The organism is Lysobacter arenosi (genome assembly GCF_016613475.2).
GTDB classification, from domain to species: Bacteria; Pseudomonadota; Gammaproteobacteria; order Xanthomonadales; family Xanthomonadaceae; genus Lysobacter_J; species Lysobacter_J arenosi.
Window position 1 is genome coordinate 2,506,374 of sequence record NZ_CP071517.1, and the last position, 14,748, is coordinate 2,521,121.

Genomic DNA, 14,748 nt, shown 5'->3' on the forward strand with positions numbered 1-14,748 from the left:
GCCTGACGGCTCTGAGCCTAATGGCCCCGAGCCCAATGGCTCCGCGCCCGACGGACCGCGGATCGAGATACCGGGTTCGCCACCGGACCTGGGCGAGACACTGGGCGCACTGGGCGCTACCGCGCGCGCCAGCCTCGGCGCCGCGGGCGAATCGGCCAAGGCACTACGCAGCCTCGTCGCCGCCGACCTGTCGCTGGCCCGCAGTGCACTCGGCCGTGCCCTCGCCTTCACCGGCATGGCAATCGTGTTCGGTGCCTCGGCGTGGTTGTTCCTGATGGGCAGCCTGGTGGCGTTGCTGACCAGCCTGGGTTTGTCGTGGTTGTTGGCGATGCTCGTCGCCGCAGTGCTCAGCCTGGCCGTCACCGGCTACGCCTGCTGGCGCGCGATGCATTACTTCGACCACACCCGCCTGCAGGCGACGCGTCGGCAGCTGGCGCGGCTGGGCATCGGCGAGCTGTCCGACCTCATGCCCAGCCCGGGTTCGACGGAGTCGGCGCGCGAGGTCCACAAGCGCCACGCGCAGACGCCGTCGGGAGAACCGAAGAAGGACAGGCAGGGCATCGATGTCGCACCGCCATGACCATGCGCCCACGGAATCGCCATGCGCTTTGAACAGCTGATCCAGAAGGTCGACCAGGCCGAGGACGTGCTCGAGGAGAGCGAGCGTCGCGTCGCGTCGCAACTGGGCGGGCTGCGCGATTCCTGGCGCGAGGCCTGGACGCCGGGACGGATCGTGATCGCCGGCCTCGTCGCCGGATTTGTCGTTGGCCGCGCCGAACCGCTTCGGACCATCGGCAAGGGCGGCGGACTGATGCAGTTGATCACGATGGTGTCGGGCCTGTTCGCCGGCGGCAGCGCCCAGGTCGCGGCCGAGGGTGCCGAGCAGGCCGCGGCCAGTGCCGAGCAGGCGGTGGCGGCGCCGACCGAAGCGAGTTTGGCCAAAACGGCCCGTGACGAGGAAGCGGCGACGCTGGCGCGCGCCGAGGCAACTGTGCAAGCTGCACGCGTCGCCGTCGTCGACCCGGTCCAACCTTGAGCATCCCAGAACCCGAGACACCTTCCGAGCCGGGACTGGCCGACAACGGCGAGGGTCCGGCGAGCCCATCGCTGCCGCGACCGCGGTCGAGCAGCGCGGCGGTGGTACTGGCCACGCTCGCGGTCGGCTACACGCTGTGGGCGGCGCAGGAACTGATCCTGCCGGTGCTGCTGGCGATGTTCTTCGCCCTGGTCGGCAACCCGATCATCCGCGGGCTGCAGAAGCTCTTCATCCCTCGCTTTCTCGGCGCGGTGCTGGTGCTGGTCGGTGGCCTGGCCGCGGCCGGCGCACTGGGCAACCAGTTGATCGAACCGGCCGGCGAATGGGTGCGGCAGGTTCCGCGCGAGATGAAATCGATCGCGCCCAAGCTGCGCGACCTGACCAAGCCGATGCTCGATGCCAACAAGGCCGCGCAGAACATCGCCCGCGCCGCTGGCGGCGAAAGCACCGGCAAGCCGGTGCAGGTGATCCGCACCGAACTCAACGAACCCTACAAGGCGCTGACCGCGACGCCGCGACGCGTGGCCTCGGTGCTGGCGGTGGTGCTGCTGACGTTCTTCTTCATGGTCTATGGCGAGAGCCTGCAACGCAACGCGATCGCGCTGTTGCCCACGCGCCAGCAGAAGAAGCTCACGGTCGACATCCTGCATTCGATCGAGCGCGAGATCTCGCGCTACGTGTTGACCATCACCCTGATCAACATCGCCGTGGGCCTGGCGCTGTCGGGTGCGCTGTACTGGCTCGGCGTGCCACTGCAGGAAGCACTGCTGTGGGGCACGATGGCGGCGATCCTCAACTTCGCGCCGTACGTGGGCCCGCTGATCGGCATCGTGATCATGCTGCTGATGGGCTTCGTCGCCTTCGACCAGCTGCTGCCGTCGCTGCTGCCGGCGGGCATCTACCTGGTCCTGCACACCATCGAAGGGCAGATCGTCACCCCGATCGTGCTCGGCCGGCGCATGCGCCTGTCGCCGCTGGTGCTGATCCTGGCGCTGATGCTGTTCGGCTGGCTGTGGGGAATCATCGGCCTGCTGCTGGCGGTGCCGCTGCTGGTGTGCGTGAAGCTGGTGCTGGACCGGATCGAGGGCATGGGGGGCTGGGCGCGGCTGCTGGAGTGACGGACACCGGGTTTTCCCAGCAAACAGGCTAAAATATCGCCATGCATTTCCCCGTCCGCGCCATCACCCTCGACCTCGATGACACCTTGTGGCCCTTCGCTCCGATCGGCGCGCGGGTCGAGCAGGTGCTGCACGAGTGGCTGCTGCAGCACTGCCCCGGCACCGCGCAGCACTTCCCGATCGCCGCCATGCGCGAGTTGCGCGAGCGCGTGTTCATCGAGCGCCCCGACCTCGCCCACGACTTCAGCCAGCTGCGCAAGCTGAGCCTGGTGCGGGCGATGGAACTCAGCGGCGACGATCCGGCCCATGCCGACGCCGCGTTCGAAACGTTCTACGCCGAGCGCAACCGCGTCGAGTTCTATCCCGACTCGCTGGCCGCGCTCGAACGCCTCGCCGCGCGCGTACCGCTGGCGGCGATCAGCAATGGCAATGCCGACCTCGCGCGCGTTGGCGTCTCGGCGCATTTCGTCTTCCAGCTCGGTGCGCGCGAACACGGCACGCCCAAGCCTGCGGCGAGCATCTTCCACGCCGCTTGCCGCCAGCTCGAGCTGGCACCGGGCGACGTGCTGCATGTCGGCGACGACATCGAGATGGACGTCGTCGGCGCCCATCGCGCCGGACTGCGCAGCTGCTGGATCAATCGCGAAGGCGCACGCTGGCCGCACGCCGACCTCCGCCCCGACCTCGAATTCACCACACTGTCCGCACTGGCCGACTGGCTGGACATGGCACAACAACCGGAACTCCTTAGCGCATGAGCATCCCGCACGGTTTCGCCGACGCGAACATCGACAGCCTGCCGCTGCACGTGGTCAGCCGCGACACGATCGGCCAGTGGCGCGCGACGCAGGAGGCTTCGGTTCTGGCCTCGCTCGATGCGCAGGCATTCGACGGTTCGCCGTGGACCGCGATCACCCTGCCCGCCGCCGACGGTGGCATCGCTGCCGCGGTGATCGGTGTTGCCGACCTGCTCGATCCCTACTCCTACGGCCACGCGCCCTACGCGCTGCCGGTACGTGCCTGGTCGCTGGCGACCGACCTCGCGCCCGAGGCGCGTTCGGCCCTGCACCTGGGCTGGGGCCTGGGCAGCTACCGCTTCAACCGTTACAAGCAGCCGCTGCGCCAGCCGGCGCAGTTGCAGACCCAGGGCGACGACGAAGCATTCGCCCAGCTCGCCGCCTGCATCCGCGTGCGCGATCTGGTCAACACGCCGACCGAGGACATGGGCCCGGACCAGCTCGAACAGGTGGCCTGCGAACTGGCCGAGCGCTTCGGCGCGCAGATCGAAGTCATCAGCGGCGACGACCTGCTCACGCGCAATTTCCCGGCGATCCATGCGGTCGGCCGCGCCAGCCATCGCGCTCCGCGCCTGATCGCGCTGCGCTGGGGTGACGAATCGCACCCGCACGTGGCGATCGTCGGCAAGGGCGTGTGCTTCGACACCGGCGGCCTCGACCTCAAGCCGGCCGACGGCATGCGCAACATGAAGAAGGACATGGGCGGTGCCGCCCATGCCATCGCCCTCGCCGAACTGGTGATGACGCGCAAGCTGCCCCTGCGCATGACGCTCCTGGTGCCGGCAGTCGAGAACGCGGTCGGCCCCAATGCATTCCGTCCGGGCGAAGTGCTCGCCACTCGCCAGGGCATGTCGGTGGAGATCGACAACACCGATGCCGAGGGCCGCGTGATCCTGTGCGATGCCCTGACCTATGCCGGCGAAATGAAGCCGGCGCTGCTGCTCGACTTCGCCACGCTCACCGGCGCGGCGCGCATCGCATTGGGTCCGGACCTGCCGGCGCTTTACAGCAACGACGAAGACGTCGCGCGGCTGTGGCTGGAGTCCGGCATCGAGCGCCGCGATCCGTTGTGGCGCATGCCGCTGTGGCGGCCGTACCTGCGCTACCTGACCAGCACCGTTGCCGACATCGCCAACGGTGGTCCGTCGAAGATGGCCGGCAGCATCACCGCCGCGATCTACCTCGAGCGCTTCATCCCGGCCGCGCAGAAGTGGGCGCACCTGGACGTCTACAGCTGGAACGACAGCGACCGCCCGGGCCGTCCGGCCGGCGGTGAAGCGCAAGGTCTGCGCAGCGCCTATGGGCTGCTCAGGAAGCTGTCCTCGACGTAGTGGTAGCGATATCCCGGCCCGGGCTCCGTGCCGGTTCCTGCACAAACTGACTTCCGGCAGGTTGGCGCAATCGGTTCTCTGACGTCACACTAGGCGCCGTCTTGCGTCTGGTGTGCATATGACTGCCTCGTCCGACCTGCTCAAGGAATTGCGCATAGACCGTAGTGCGCCACCGCCGCCGGCTTCACGCCGCGGTTTGTGGATCGCGCTCGCCGTCGCTGCGGGTGTTCTCGTTTTGATGCTTGCCGCGTGGGCCGTGTTCGGCCGCGATCGCGCGGTCGAGGTCCAGACCGCGACCGTCACCGCCATCGGCAACGGCGGCAATGCCTCCGTGCTCGATGCCACCGGTTATGTCGTCGCCCGCCGCATGGCTACCGTGTCGGCGAAGATCACCGGCAAGGTACGCGAGGTGATGATCGAGGAAGGCCAGAAGGTCGAGGAAGGCCAGGTCATGGCCACGCTCGATCCGATCGACGCCGATGCCGAACGCACGCTCGCCAACGCCCAGGTCGGCGCATCGCGCAGCCAGGTCGAGAGCGTGCGTGCACGACTGTCCGAGGCCGAAGCCAACGCCCGCCGCCTGTCGACGCTCGTCAACCAGCAGCTGGTGTCGAAGGCGCAGTACGACGAGGCCATCGCCGCTCGCGATTCGCTGCGCGCCGAGCTCACCACCTCCGAACGCAACGCCAAGGTCGCCGGCGACCGCCTGCACATCGCCGACCTGGGCGTGGACAACACCATCGTGCGCGCGCCGTTCGCCGGCGTGGTCACCGCCAAGGCCGCGCAGCCGGGCGAGATTGTTTCGCCGCTGGCGACCGGCGGCTTCACCCGCACCGGCATCGGCACCATCGTCGACATGGATTCGCTGGAGATCGAGGTCGAGGTCGGCGAGGCCTTCATCGGCCGCGTGCAGCCCAAGATGCCGGTCGAGGCGACGCTCAATGCCTACCAGGACTGGAAGATCCCGGCCGAGGTGATCGCGATCATCCCCGCCGCCGACCGCGGCAAGGCCACCGTCAAGGTGCGCGTCGCGCTCAAGGTCAAGGACCCGCGCATCGTCCCCGACATGGGCGTGCGCGTGAGCTTCCTGGAAGCCGGCAAGGCCGATGCGCCCAAGCAGAAGCCGGGCGTGCTGGTGCCAGCCGCGGCGATCGCCTCGCGTAACGGCAAGCAGCTGGCGTTCGTGGTCGCCGAGGAAAAGGCCGTGCAGCGCGAAGTCACTGTCGGCCGCAGCCTCGGCGAGGACCGCGAAGTGACACAGGGACTCTCAGGCGGTGAGACGGTCGTGCTCGATCCTCCCGCCGATCTGGCCGATGGCGACCGGGTCAAGGTCGCCGCCGCCGGTGCCGAGTCCGACAGCGATTCGGCGAGCGAGTAATCGCCAGGTAATCCAACGCAGGAAATCAACGCAGTTCCTCCTTCTACCGTTTCGAGGACGTCGCAATGTCTACGCTGGTTTCGATCCGCAATCTCAGGAAGACCTATCAACGCGGTCCGGAAAAGGTGGAGGTGCTGCACGGCATCGACCTGGACATCCCCAAGGGTGACTTCGTCGCACTGATGGGCCCGTCCGGTTCCGGCAAGACCACTTTGCTCAACCTCATCGGCGGCCTCGACTCGCCCAGCGGCGGCGAGATCCAGGTGGAAGGCCAGCGCATCGACACGCTGAGCGGTGGCCAGTTGTCGCAGTGGCGCAGCCACAACGTCGGCTTCGTGTTCCAGTTCTACAACCTGATGCCGACGCTCAACGCGCAGAAGAACGTCGAGCTGCCGCTGCTGCTGACCAAGCTGTCGTCGGCGCAGCGCAAGCGCAACGCCGAGATCGCCCTGCAGCTGGTCGGCCTGGCCGATCGCGGCAAGCACCGCCCGAACGAACTGTCCGGCGGCCAGCAGCAGCGCGTGGCGATCGCCCGCGCGATCGTTTCCGACCCGACCCTGCTGATCTGCGACGAACCGACCGGCGACCTCGACCGCCAGTCCGCCGAGGAGATCCTGGCGCTGCTGCAGTCGCTCAATCGCGACCACGGCAAGACCATCATCATGGTCACCCATGATCCGAAGGCCGCCGATCACGCCCAGCGCACGATCCACCTCGACAAGGGCACCCTGGTCGAGCGTGAGCTGGCAGTGGAGCACTGACACCCAATCGGGAGGCGTCATGAAATACCTGCACCTGATCTGGGCCGCGCTGTTCCGCAGCAAGACCCGCACGTTCCTGACGTTGTTATCGGTGATCACCGCATTCCTGCTGTTCGGGATGCTCGACTCGGTGCGCGTGGCCTTCAACTCCAGCGCCAACGTTGCCGGCTACGACCGCCTGATCACCACCTCCAAGCTGTCGATCACCCAATCGCTGCCGTATCGCCTGCAGACGCAGATCGAACAGGTTCCCGGCGTGGCCAAGGCCTCGTACGCGACCTGGTTCGGTGGCATCTACCAGGATCCGAAGAACTTCTTCCCCAACTTCTCCGTCGGCCCGGGCTACATCGAGCTGTACCCGGAGTACATCATCCCGCCCGACCAGCTCAAGGCGTTCTACGCGACGCGGAACGGCGCCATCGTCGGTGAGGCGCTGGCCAAGCAGCACGGCTGGAAGATCGGCGACACCATTCCGCTGCAGGCGACGATCTTCCCGACCAAGGGCAGCAACAACTGGGAGTTCAAGCTGGTCGGCATCTTCAAGCTCGCCGAGAACAGCCGCAAGGGCGAAGAAAAGCAGTTGATGTTCAACTGGAAGTACTTCGACGAGGCCAACGACTTCAGCAAGGGCCAGGTGCACTGGTACGTGGTCGACCTGGCCAACGCCAACCAGTCGACCCAGGTCGCGCGCGCGATCGATGCGCTGTCGGACAACTCCGACCACGAGACCAAGACCCAGACCGAGCAGGCCTTCAACCAGGCCTTCTTCAAGCAGATCGGTGACATCGGACTGATCGTCACCTCGATCATGGGCGCAGTGTTCTTCACCCTCGTGCTGCTGACCGGCAACACCATGGCGCAGGCGGTGCGTGAGCGCATCCCGGAACTGGCGGTGCTCAAGACAATCGGCTTCTCCAACCGCAGCGTGCTGTGGCTGGTGCTGGCCGAGGCGACGCTGCTGGTGGTGCTCGGCGGCCTGATCGGCCTGGGCATCGCGGCGATCGTGATGCCGGCGGTGAGCGCGGCCAGCATGGGCCTGATCCAGCTGCCGCACATGCCCAGCGCGACATGGCTGGTCGGTATCGGCCTGATGCTCGCCATTGGTATTGGCGTCGGCCTGCTGCCGGCCCTGCGCGCGATGCGCCTCAACATTGTCGACGCCCTCGCGGGCCGATAAGGGAGACCACATATGAGCCGCATGAAGAAATGGCTGGGCAATCTGGGTGTGGTGCTGGCGCTGATCGCGGGCCTGGTGGCCTGGACGATGCTGCCCTGGTACGGCGTGCTGGCGGTACTGGTGGCGCTGGTGCTGTGGCTGCTGCTGACGCGCACCGGTCGACTGGCGCTGGAGGCGGCGAAGATCGGCATTGCCAGCCTTCCGCAGCGCTGGGGTCCGTCGGCGGTGATCGTGGTCGGCATTGCCGGCGTGGTCGGCGTGCTGGTGGCGATGCTGGCGATGGGCGCCGGCTTCGAGGCCACGCTCAAGCAGACCGGCAACGACCAGACCGCGATCATCCTGCGCGGTGGTTCGCAGGCCGAGACCAACTCGGTGATCACCCGTGACCAGGTGCCGCTGATCAGCTCGCTGGCCGGCATCGCCAAGGGTCCCGATGGTCGCCCGGCGCTGTCGCCGGAGCTGTCGCAGGTGGTGAACATGGTGACCAAGGCCGACCACACCGATGCCAACGCGCAGCTGCGCGGTGTCGGCGAGGCGGCGTGGACGCTGCGTCCGCAGGTGAAGATCATCGAAGGCCGCAAGTTCAACCCCGGCATGCGTGAGCTGGTCGTCGGCCAGGGCGCGAAGAAGCAGTACGTCAACCTTGAGGTCGGCAAGCAGCTCGAACTCGCCAACCAGGTGTGGACGGTGGTCGGCGTGTTCGCCTCCGGCGACTCGCACGATTCGGAACTGTGGGCCGATGCCGACACGCTCGGCGCGACCTATCGCCGCAATGCGTTCCAGTCGGTGACCGCCAAGCTCGACGGCAAGGATGGCTTCAAGAAGCTCAAGGCCGCGATGGCCGCCGATCCGCGTCTGAAACTCGACGTCGATACCACGCGCCACTACTACGCCAAGCAGTCCGAGGGCCTGAGCAAGTTCCTCAAGATCCTCGGCACGATCATCGGCGGCATCATGGCGGTGGGCGCGGTGTTCGGCGCGTTGAACACCATGTACGCGGCGGTTGCCGGCCGTGCGCGCGAGATCGCGACGATGCGGGCGATTGGTTTCCGCGGCCTGCCGGTGGTGGTGGCGGTGATGCTGGAGACGATGCTGCTGGCGTTGCTGGGCGGCCTGGTCGGCGGCGCGATCGCGTGGCTGATCTTCAACGGCTACAGCGTGTCCACGCTGGGCAACAACTTCAGCCAGGTGATGTTCCAGTTCAAGGTCTCGCCGGAGCTGCTGTGGAACGGCCTGAAGTGGGCGCTGGGCATCGGCCTGGTCGGCGGCCTGTTCCCGGCACTGCGCGCGGCGCGGTTGCCGGTGACCGAAGCGTTGCGCGCTGCGTAAGGCGCGCTCGCACTGATGCGATGGCAACAGGGGCGCTTCGGCGCCCTGTTCTTTTACCGGGTCAGGCGGCTGCCGCCGCCAGCGTTGCGCGTCGCGCGCGCAGCAGCCCGTCGATCGCGAAGATCGCCAGCGCGACCCAGATGAAGATGAAGCCGGTGGCGCGGTCGCGGTCGAATACCTCGCCGAAGACCAGCACGCCGAGCAGGAACTGGATGGTCGGGGCGATGTACTGCATCAGGCCCACCACCGACAACGGCACGCGCCGCACCGCGTAGGCGAAGCCGATCAGTGGCAGCGCGGTAAGCACGCCGCAGAAGACCAGCAGCGCATCGACGCCCAGGCCCCAGCCGCTGGCGAAGTGGCCGGTGCCGTGCGTCTCGGTCCACAGCAGCACCAGCAACGCCGGCAGGAACAGGTACACGCTCTCCACGCCCAGCCCGTTGACCGAATCGACGGCGACCAGCTTGCGGATCAGTCCGTACAGCGCGAACGACAGCGCCAGGCCGATGGCGATCCACGGCGGCTGGCCGTACTGCCAGGTCAGCCACGCCACGCCCGTCGCCGCCAGCGCCACCGACAGCCATTGCACGCGGTTGAGCCGCTCGTGCAGGAACACCACGCCGAACAGCACGCTGACCAGCGGATTGATGAAGTAGCCCAGGCTGCTCTCGACGACGTGGCCGGCATTCACCGCCCAAACGTACAGGCCCCAGTTGAACGCGATCAGCGTGCCGCTGAGCGCCAGCATCCAAGCCGCGCGCGGTCGCGCCATGGTCGCGCGCAACCAGCCGCGGCCCTGCTTCCAGACCAGCCACGCTGCCACCAGCAGCGCGCTCCAGACAATGCGGTGCATGACGATCTGCAGCGACGGCACCACTTTGAGCAGATGCCAGTACAGCGGCATCAGGCCCCAGAGGACGAATGAGGCAGCGGCGACCCACAGGCCGCCGCGCACGGAAGCGTGGTCGCTCATGCCGCGGGCTCGGTCGGAGCAGCTACCGCCGTTTGCACTTGCTTGCCAGCGCGCGCCTTCGCCAGCGTGATGATGACGACGCCGACCAGGATCACCGCCATCGCGCCCAGGTCATGCGCGGTGAAGTGCTCGCCGCCGATCAGCGCGCCGAACAGCACCGCGATCGGCGGGTTGACGTAGGCGTAGCTGGTCGCCAGCGCCGGCCGCACGTGGTGCAGCAGCCAGATGTAGGCGGTGAAGCCGAAGATCGAGCCGGCCACGACCAGGTACAGCAGCGCGGTGGTCGCGCTGGCGCTGGGCATCGCGGTCATGCGCTCGCCATGCAGCACGGCGGCGATCAGCATCCACACGCTGCCGGTGAGCATCTGCCCGGCGGCCGACATGAACGGTTGCGGCAGGTCCTGGTCGCGGCTCCAGATCGAGCCCCAGGCCCACGCGATCGGCGCGATCACCAGGCACACCAGGCCGAGCGTTGACGACGACAGCTCGCCACCGGCATTGAGCCAGAGCACGCCGAGGAAGCCGATGATCAGGCCGACCCATTCGATCTTCGAGGGGTGGCGGCCGCGCAGCATCGCGAACACGCCCGCGAACAGCGGCATCGAAGCGACGGCGATGGCCGCGAGGCCGGAGCCAACTTCGGTCTCGGCCAGGTTCACCAGGCCGTTGGACAGCAGCACCATCCAGATCGACAGGACCCACAGCGTGCGCCACTGCTTGCCGGTCGGCATGGGCACGCCGCGCCAGCGCAGCACCGCGAACATGATCGCGCCGGCCAGGAACATGCGCCCGGCGCCGAGCAGGAACGGCGGATAGCTTTCCAGCGCAAAACGAATTGCGAGGTAGGTCGAGCCCCAGAGGATGTAGACCGAGGCCAGGGCAAAGGCGACGGCCAGCCCGCCGGGAGCGGCGCGGGCGGCGGTGGGTGCAGCGGTGCTCATGCGGATTCCACGTGGGGTGGGGGTGGGACGTGCTTGACGTGCTGCGGGCCGACGCGGCCGGCACCGCGCGGGCGGCGCACCTGGTCGTCATCGACGGCCGGGACGCCGCACCAACGGTGCTGGGAACGTTCGGATGACTGAATCGTAACGGCAGCGGCCGCGACGGGATTGATAAATCGTGCGCATTAACGCAAAAATTTTGCATGGCCAAGACTCCCGCGGCACTCGACGAGTTCGACCACCGCCTGCTCGAGCTGCTCCAGCGCGATGCCTCGGCGACGCTGACCGCCCTGGGCGAGGCGGTCGGGCTGTCGGCCAGCGCCGTGCAGCGGCGGCTTACCCGCTATCGAAAGAGCGGATTGCTGCGGCAGATCGCGGTACTCGACCCCAGGCAGCTCGGGACGACGCTGGCGACCGTGCTGGTCGCGATGGAGCGCGAGTCGGCCAAGTTGCATGCCGCGTTCCATGCCCGCATGCGCGCCGCGCCGGAAGTGCAGCAGTGCTACACGCTGGCAGGCGAATGGGACTACCTGGTGATCCTGTCGACCACGGGCGTGGCGCACTGCCGCGAAGTGGCGGACCGGTTGTTCATGGACGAGGGCAACATCAAGCGCTATGAAACGCGGATGGTGTTCGACGTGGTGAAGGCGGGATTGCATGTGCCGACTCGGGCGCCGGTGCGGCGGCGCAAGTAGGGGGCGTTACGCCGCCTTCTCGCGAGCCAACACCTTCTGCTTCATCGGCAGGCCCCAGCGATAGCCGCCCAGCGATCCATCGCCACGAATCACGCGATGGCACGGCACCACGATCGCCAGGTGATTGCCGGCACAGGCGCTGGCGACGGCGCGCGTGGCGCGGGGTTGCCCGATCGCAAGCGCGACCTCGGCATAGCTGCGAGTCTCGCCGCGCGGAATCTTCATCAGCGCGTCCCACACCTTCTTCTGGAACGCGGTGCCGATCAGGTCGACCGGCACCTGCGCCTGCTTGCCGGCCAGCGCGTCGGCGACCGAGTGCAGTCGCGGCGCGAGGAACTCGTCGCGACCTGCATCGACGCGCTCAAGCTGCGCCTGCGGAAACTCCTCGTGCAGGCGGGCTTCCAGCGCGTCGGCATCCTCGCCCAGTTCGATCATGCACACGCCGCGTTCGGTGGTCGCCACCAGGGCCTGCCCCAGCGCGGTCGCGGCGATGCTCCAGCGGATCTGCTCGCCGGCGCCGCCGGCGCGATAGCGCGCGGGGGTCATGCCCAGCTTGGCGGCGCCGCCTTCGTACACGCGCGAGGGTGAGCCGTAGCCGGCGTCGTACAGCGCGGCACTGACGTCGTTGCCTTCGCGCAGTGCGACCTTGAGCGTGCCGAGCTTGCGCTGCGCCAGGTATTCGGCCGGACTGAGGCCGAAGCGCGCGCCGAACTGGCGCTGCAGGTGCGAGGCGCTCAGGCCGACCGTGGCAGCCAGGTCGGTCAGGGTCGGCTCGCCGGCGTCGAGCAGTTGCCTGGCGTGGTCGAGCTTGTCGCGGAGTTGGCGGGCAGTGTTCATGGGCCAAAGCGTAACGGGCGCCCTGAGGCGCCCGCTATCCGTTTCTTGCAGGCGATGGCGCCGCCGCGGTCAGTCCGCCCAGTGCCCCGCCGTCGTCGCCGTCGGCAGCACCAGCGCCGAGAGCTGGCGATCGTTGTTGAGCAGGTGCACCGCGTCGGCCAGGATTGCCGCCGATTCGCGCAGCAGCGGGTCCGGACGGTTTTCGGCCAGCTTCTCGCGCTCGGCATCCTTGGCGATGTCGCGCTCGTTCGCCGACAGGCCGTCGTCGTTGTAGTCGTCGGCCAGCGGATCCAAGTCCAGGCCCAGCGCCTTGCGCTCTTCCTGTCGCTGCTTGCGCTTGTTGTCGTCGCGGTCACGCTCGCTGCGGCGCTCGGCCTCGTTGAGGCTCACCCACTTCTTGGCGCGCTCCTCGCGGAACTCGTTGACGTCGTCCGACCACCACTGGAACTCCTTGTCCTTGGCGATGCGCGAGCCGTGCAAGGTCTCCAGCTTGGGCAGGAGCGGTGCGAAGTTGCCGTAGGCGGTGTGCGGCACCGCCGAGATGCGGGTCCACGGCAGCGCGTTGTCGTAGGTGCTTTCGCCGTACTCGCTGGCGTCGACCGACACCGGGAACGAGATGTCCGGCACAACGCCCTTGTTCTGCGTCGAACCACCGCTGACGCGGAAGAACTGGGCGATGGTCAGCTTGACCTGGCCAAAGCGCGCTTCCTCGTTGGCCGGCCAGCGGTCGAGGTCGACCAGGTTCTGCACCGTGCCCTTGCCGAAGCTGGTTTCGCCGATGACCAGGCCACGACCGTAGTCCTGGATCGCGCCGGCGAAGATCTCCGACGCCGAGGCCGAGCCACGGTTGATCAGCACCGCGAGCGGACCTTCCCAGGCAATGCCGCTGTCGCTGTCGCCTTCGACGCTGACGCGGCCGCCGGATTCGCGCACCTGCACGACCGGGCCACGGTCGATGAACAGACCGGTCAGTTCGATGGCTTCGTTGAGCGAGCCGCCACCGTTGTTGCGCAGGTCGAGCACGACGCCTTCGACCTTCTCCTCGCGCAGCTTGGTCAGCAGCTTGGCGACGTCACGCGTGGCCGAGGCGTAGTCGGCGCTGTTCTTGCGGCGGCCTTCGAAGTCCTGGTAGAAGCCGGGCAGCTCGATCACGCCGATGCGCTGCTGCGGCGCGCCGTTGACGGCGGGAATGGTGATGACCTTCGACTTGGCGGCCTGGTCTTCCAGGCGCACCTTGTCACGCACCAGCACGATGCGCTGCGGCTGGCTGTCGAGGGTGGACTCTGCCGGGATCACGTCCAGGCGCACCTTGGTGCCCTTGGCGCCGCGGATCTTGGCGACGACATCGTCGATGCGCCAGCCGATCACGTCTTCCATCGCCCCGCTTTCGCCCTGGCCGACGCCAACCACGCGGTCACCGGGCTTGAGCTTGTTGGACTTGCCGGCCGGGCCGCCGGGCACGATCTCGCGGATCGCGACCACGTCGTCCTGCTTCTGCAGCACCGCGCCGATGCCTTCGAGCGACAGGGACATCGACACGTTGAAGTTGTCGGCGGTCTTCGGGGTGAAGTAGTCGGTATGCGGATCGACCGAATTGGCGTAGCTGTTGAGGAAGGTCTGGAAGACGTCCTCGCCCTTCAGCTCGGCGATCGACTTGCCCATGTTGGCGTAGCGCTTGTCGAGCGTCTTGCGGATGTCGTCGGGCTTCTTTCCGGCCAGCTTCAGGCGCAGGTAGTCATTGCGCACCGACTGCTTCCACAGCGTGTCGAGCGCGGCGGCATCGGTGGCCCACGGTGCGTCCTCGCGGTCGTACTCGTAGCGGTCGCTGCCGGTGAAATCGAACATGTCCTGCTTGAGCAGGTTGCGCGCATAGGTCACGCGCTGGTCGACGCGCTGCTTGTAGGTGGCGAAGATCGCGTAGGCCGGGTCGAGGTCGCCACTCTTGATGGCGTCGTCGAACTTCAGCTTGTAGACGTCGAACTTGGCGACGTCCTGCGCGGTCAGGAACTGCTTGCCGCCGTCGAGCGACTCCAGGTAACGCTTGTAGATGTCGGCCGACAGGGTGTCGTCGAGCGCCACCGGCCGATAGGCGTAGCGGCTGTCGGAGAGCAGCCCGTACACGAGCTTGGCGGCGGTGGTCTGGTCGGCGGTCGGCGCGCGCGGCAGCGGCGACGGTTCCATCGACTTGATCAGGCTCGGCTTCTCGTGCTGCGGCAACTCGACCTGGGTGGTCTTCTTGTCGACGCTGTCGGAGGACTGCGCGAGCAATGCCAGCGGTGTGGTCAGCAGGAAAGCGAATAACGTGGTCTTGGCATTCATCGCGGGACTCGCGGCCGCTGGCGGCCTGATCTTTGGTGCGGGGGGCGTCGGACGCG

At 67.6% G+C, this 14,748-nt stretch carries 13 protein-coding genes and 1 pseudogene; 10 read left to right on the forward strand and 4 right to left on the reverse strand.

Going from position 1 to position 14,748, the window contains the following annotated elements; translation table 11 throughout:
- Positions 1-61: 61 nt before the first annotated feature.
- The 9 genes and pseudogenes from HIV01_RS18390 to HIV01_RS11705 form a co-directional block, all read left to right on the forward strand.
- Positions 62-448, forward strand: a pseudogene (locus tag HIV01_RS18390) (phage holin family protein); the annotation flags it as partial.
- Positions 449-601: 153 nt separating this feature from the next.
- Positions 602-1,036, forward strand: coding sequence for a hypothetical protein (locus HIV01_RS11670; protein ID WP_200607291.1), 435 nt, complete (start codon positions 602-604; stop codon positions 1,034-1,036).
- Positions 1,037-1,071: 35 nt separating this feature from the next.
- On the forward strand, positions 1,072-2,154 hold the full coding sequence (locus HIV01_RS11675; RefSeq protein ID WP_200608489.1) for an AI-2E family transporter: 1,083 nt from the start codon (positions 1,072-1,074) through the stop codon (positions 2,152-2,154).
- Between the two features lie 41 nt (positions 2,155-2,195).
- Positions 2,196-2,912, forward strand: coding sequence for an HAD-IA family hydrolase (locus HIV01_RS11680; RefSeq protein ID WP_200607293.1), 717 nt, complete (start codon positions 2,196-2,198; stop codon positions 2,910-2,912).
- Positions 2,909-4,282, forward strand: coding sequence for a leucyl aminopeptidase family protein (locus tag HIV01_RS11685; protein WP_207526941.1), 1,374 nt, complete (start codon positions 2,909-2,911; stop codon positions 4,280-4,282). The genes HIV01_RS11680 and HIV01_RS11685 overlap by 4 nt, the downstream gene beginning before the upstream one ends.
- A gap of 118 nt (positions 4,283-4,400) precedes the next feature.
- Positions 4,401-5,660: an efflux RND transporter periplasmic adaptor subunit gene (locus tag HIV01_RS11690; protein WP_200607296.1), complete on the forward strand. Its 1,260-nt coding sequence runs from the start codon at positions 4,401-4,403 to the stop codon at positions 5,658-5,660.
- Between the two features lie 65 nt (positions 5,661-5,725).
- Positions 5,726-6,421 carry an ABC transporter ATP-binding protein gene (locus HIV01_RS11695; RefSeq protein ID WP_200607298.1) on the forward strand — a complete coding sequence of 232 codons (696 nt, stop codon included), beginning with the start codon at positions 5,726-5,728 and terminating at the stop codon, positions 6,419-6,421.
- 19 nt (positions 6,422-6,440) lie between these two features.
- Positions 6,441-7,598 carry an ABC transporter permease gene (locus HIV01_RS11700; protein ID WP_200607300.1) on the forward strand — a complete coding sequence of 386 codons (1,158 nt, stop codon included), beginning with the start codon at positions 6,441-6,443 and terminating at the stop codon, positions 7,596-7,598.
- A 12-nt stretch (positions 7,599-7,610) separates the two neighbouring features.
- On the forward strand, positions 7,611-8,927 hold the full coding sequence (locus HIV01_RS11705; RefSeq protein ID WP_425600229.1) for an ABC transporter permease: 1,317 nt from the start codon (positions 7,611-7,613) through the stop codon (positions 8,925-8,927).
- Positions 8,928-8,988: 61 nt separating this feature from the next.
- Here HIV01_RS11705 and rarD read toward each other — a convergent pair whose 3' ends face one another.
- Both rarD and yedA read right to left on the reverse strand, forming a co-directional pair.
- Positions 8,989-9,900: an EamA family transporter RarD gene (gene rarD, locus HIV01_RS11710; RefSeq protein ID WP_207526942.1), complete on the reverse strand. Its 912-nt coding sequence runs from the start codon at positions 9,898-9,900 to the stop codon at positions 8,989-8,991.
- A complete protein-coding gene (gene yedA, locus HIV01_RS11715) occupies positions 9,897-10,841 on the reverse strand; it encodes a drug/metabolite exporter YedA (RefSeq protein WP_200607304.1) in 945 nt (314 codons plus the stop codon). The genes rarD and yedA overlap by 4 nt, the downstream gene beginning before the upstream one ends.
- 203 nt (positions 10,842-11,044) lie before the next feature.
- Here yedA and HIV01_RS11720 point away from each other — a divergent pair, with 203 nt between their 5' ends.
- Positions 11,045-11,536 (forward strand): Lrp/AsnC family transcriptional regulator, encoded by a 492-nt coding sequence (locus tag HIV01_RS11720; protein ID WP_200607306.1) that lies wholly within the window; start codon positions 11,045-11,047, stop codon positions 11,534-11,536.
- A gap of 6 nt (positions 11,537-11,542) precedes the next feature.
- Here the strand turns inward: HIV01_RS11720 and HIV01_RS11725 are convergent, their stop codons facing one another.
- Entirely contained in the window at positions 11,543-12,373 is an 831-nt protein-coding gene (locus tag HIV01_RS11725; RefSeq protein WP_200607308.1) for a methylated-DNA--[protein]-cysteine S-methyltransferase, read from the reverse strand.
- A gap of 69 nt (positions 12,374-12,442) precedes the next feature.
- The gene (locus tag HIV01_RS11730; RefSeq protein ID WP_200607309.1) at positions 12,443-14,692 is read right to left on the reverse strand and encodes a carboxy terminal-processing peptidase; all 2,250 of its coding nucleotides are present in this window, start codon (positions 14,690-14,692) and stop codon (positions 12,443-12,445) included.
- Positions 14,693-14,748: the final 56 nt, after the last annotated feature.

Coding starts and splice junctions, on each gene's coding strand:
- HIV01_RS11670 (WP_200607291.1), top strand. CDS start 602: ATGCGCTTTGAACAGCTGATCCAGAAGGTCGACCAGGCCGAGGACGTG.
- HIV01_RS11680 (WP_200607293.1), top strand. CDS start 2,196: ATGCATTTCCCCGTCCGCGCCATCACCCTCGACCTCGATGACACCTTG.
- HIV01_RS11685 (WP_207526941.1), top strand. CDS start 2,909: ATGAGCATCCCGCACGGTTTCGCCGACGCGAACATCGACAGCCTGCCG.
- HIV01_RS11690 (WP_200607296.1), top strand. CDS start 4,401: ATGACTGCCTCGTCCGACCTGCTCAAGGAATTGCGCATAGACCGTAGT.
- HIV01_RS11695 (WP_200607298.1), top strand. CDS start 5,726: ATGTCTACGCTGGTTTCGATCCGCAATCTCAGGAAGACCTATCAACGC.
- HIV01_RS11700 (WP_200607300.1), top strand. CDS start 6,441: ATGAAATACCTGCACCTGATCTGGGCCGCGCTGTTCCGCAGCAAGACC.
- HIV01_RS11705 (WP_425600229.1), top strand. CDS start 7,611: ATGAGCCGCATGAAGAAATGGCTGGGCAATCTGGGTGTGGTGCTGGCG.
- rarD (WP_207526942.1), bottom strand. CDS start 9,900: ATGAGCGACCACGCTTCCGTGCGCGGCGGCCTGTGGGTCGCCGCTGCC.
- yedA (WP_200607304.1), bottom strand. CDS start 10,841: ATGAGCACCGCTGCACCCACCGCCGCCCGCGCCGCTCCCGGCGGGCTG.
- HIV01_RS11720 (WP_200607306.1), top strand. CDS start 11,045: ATGGCCAAGACTCCCGCGGCACTCGACGAGTTCGACCACCGCCTGCTC.
- HIV01_RS11725 (WP_200607308.1), bottom strand. CDS start 12,373: ATGAACACTGCCCGCCAACTCCGCGACAAGCTCGACCACGCCAGGCAA.
- HIV01_RS11730 (WP_200607309.1), bottom strand. CDS start 14,692: ATGAATGCCAAGACCACGTTATTCGCTTTCCTGCTGACCACACCGCTG.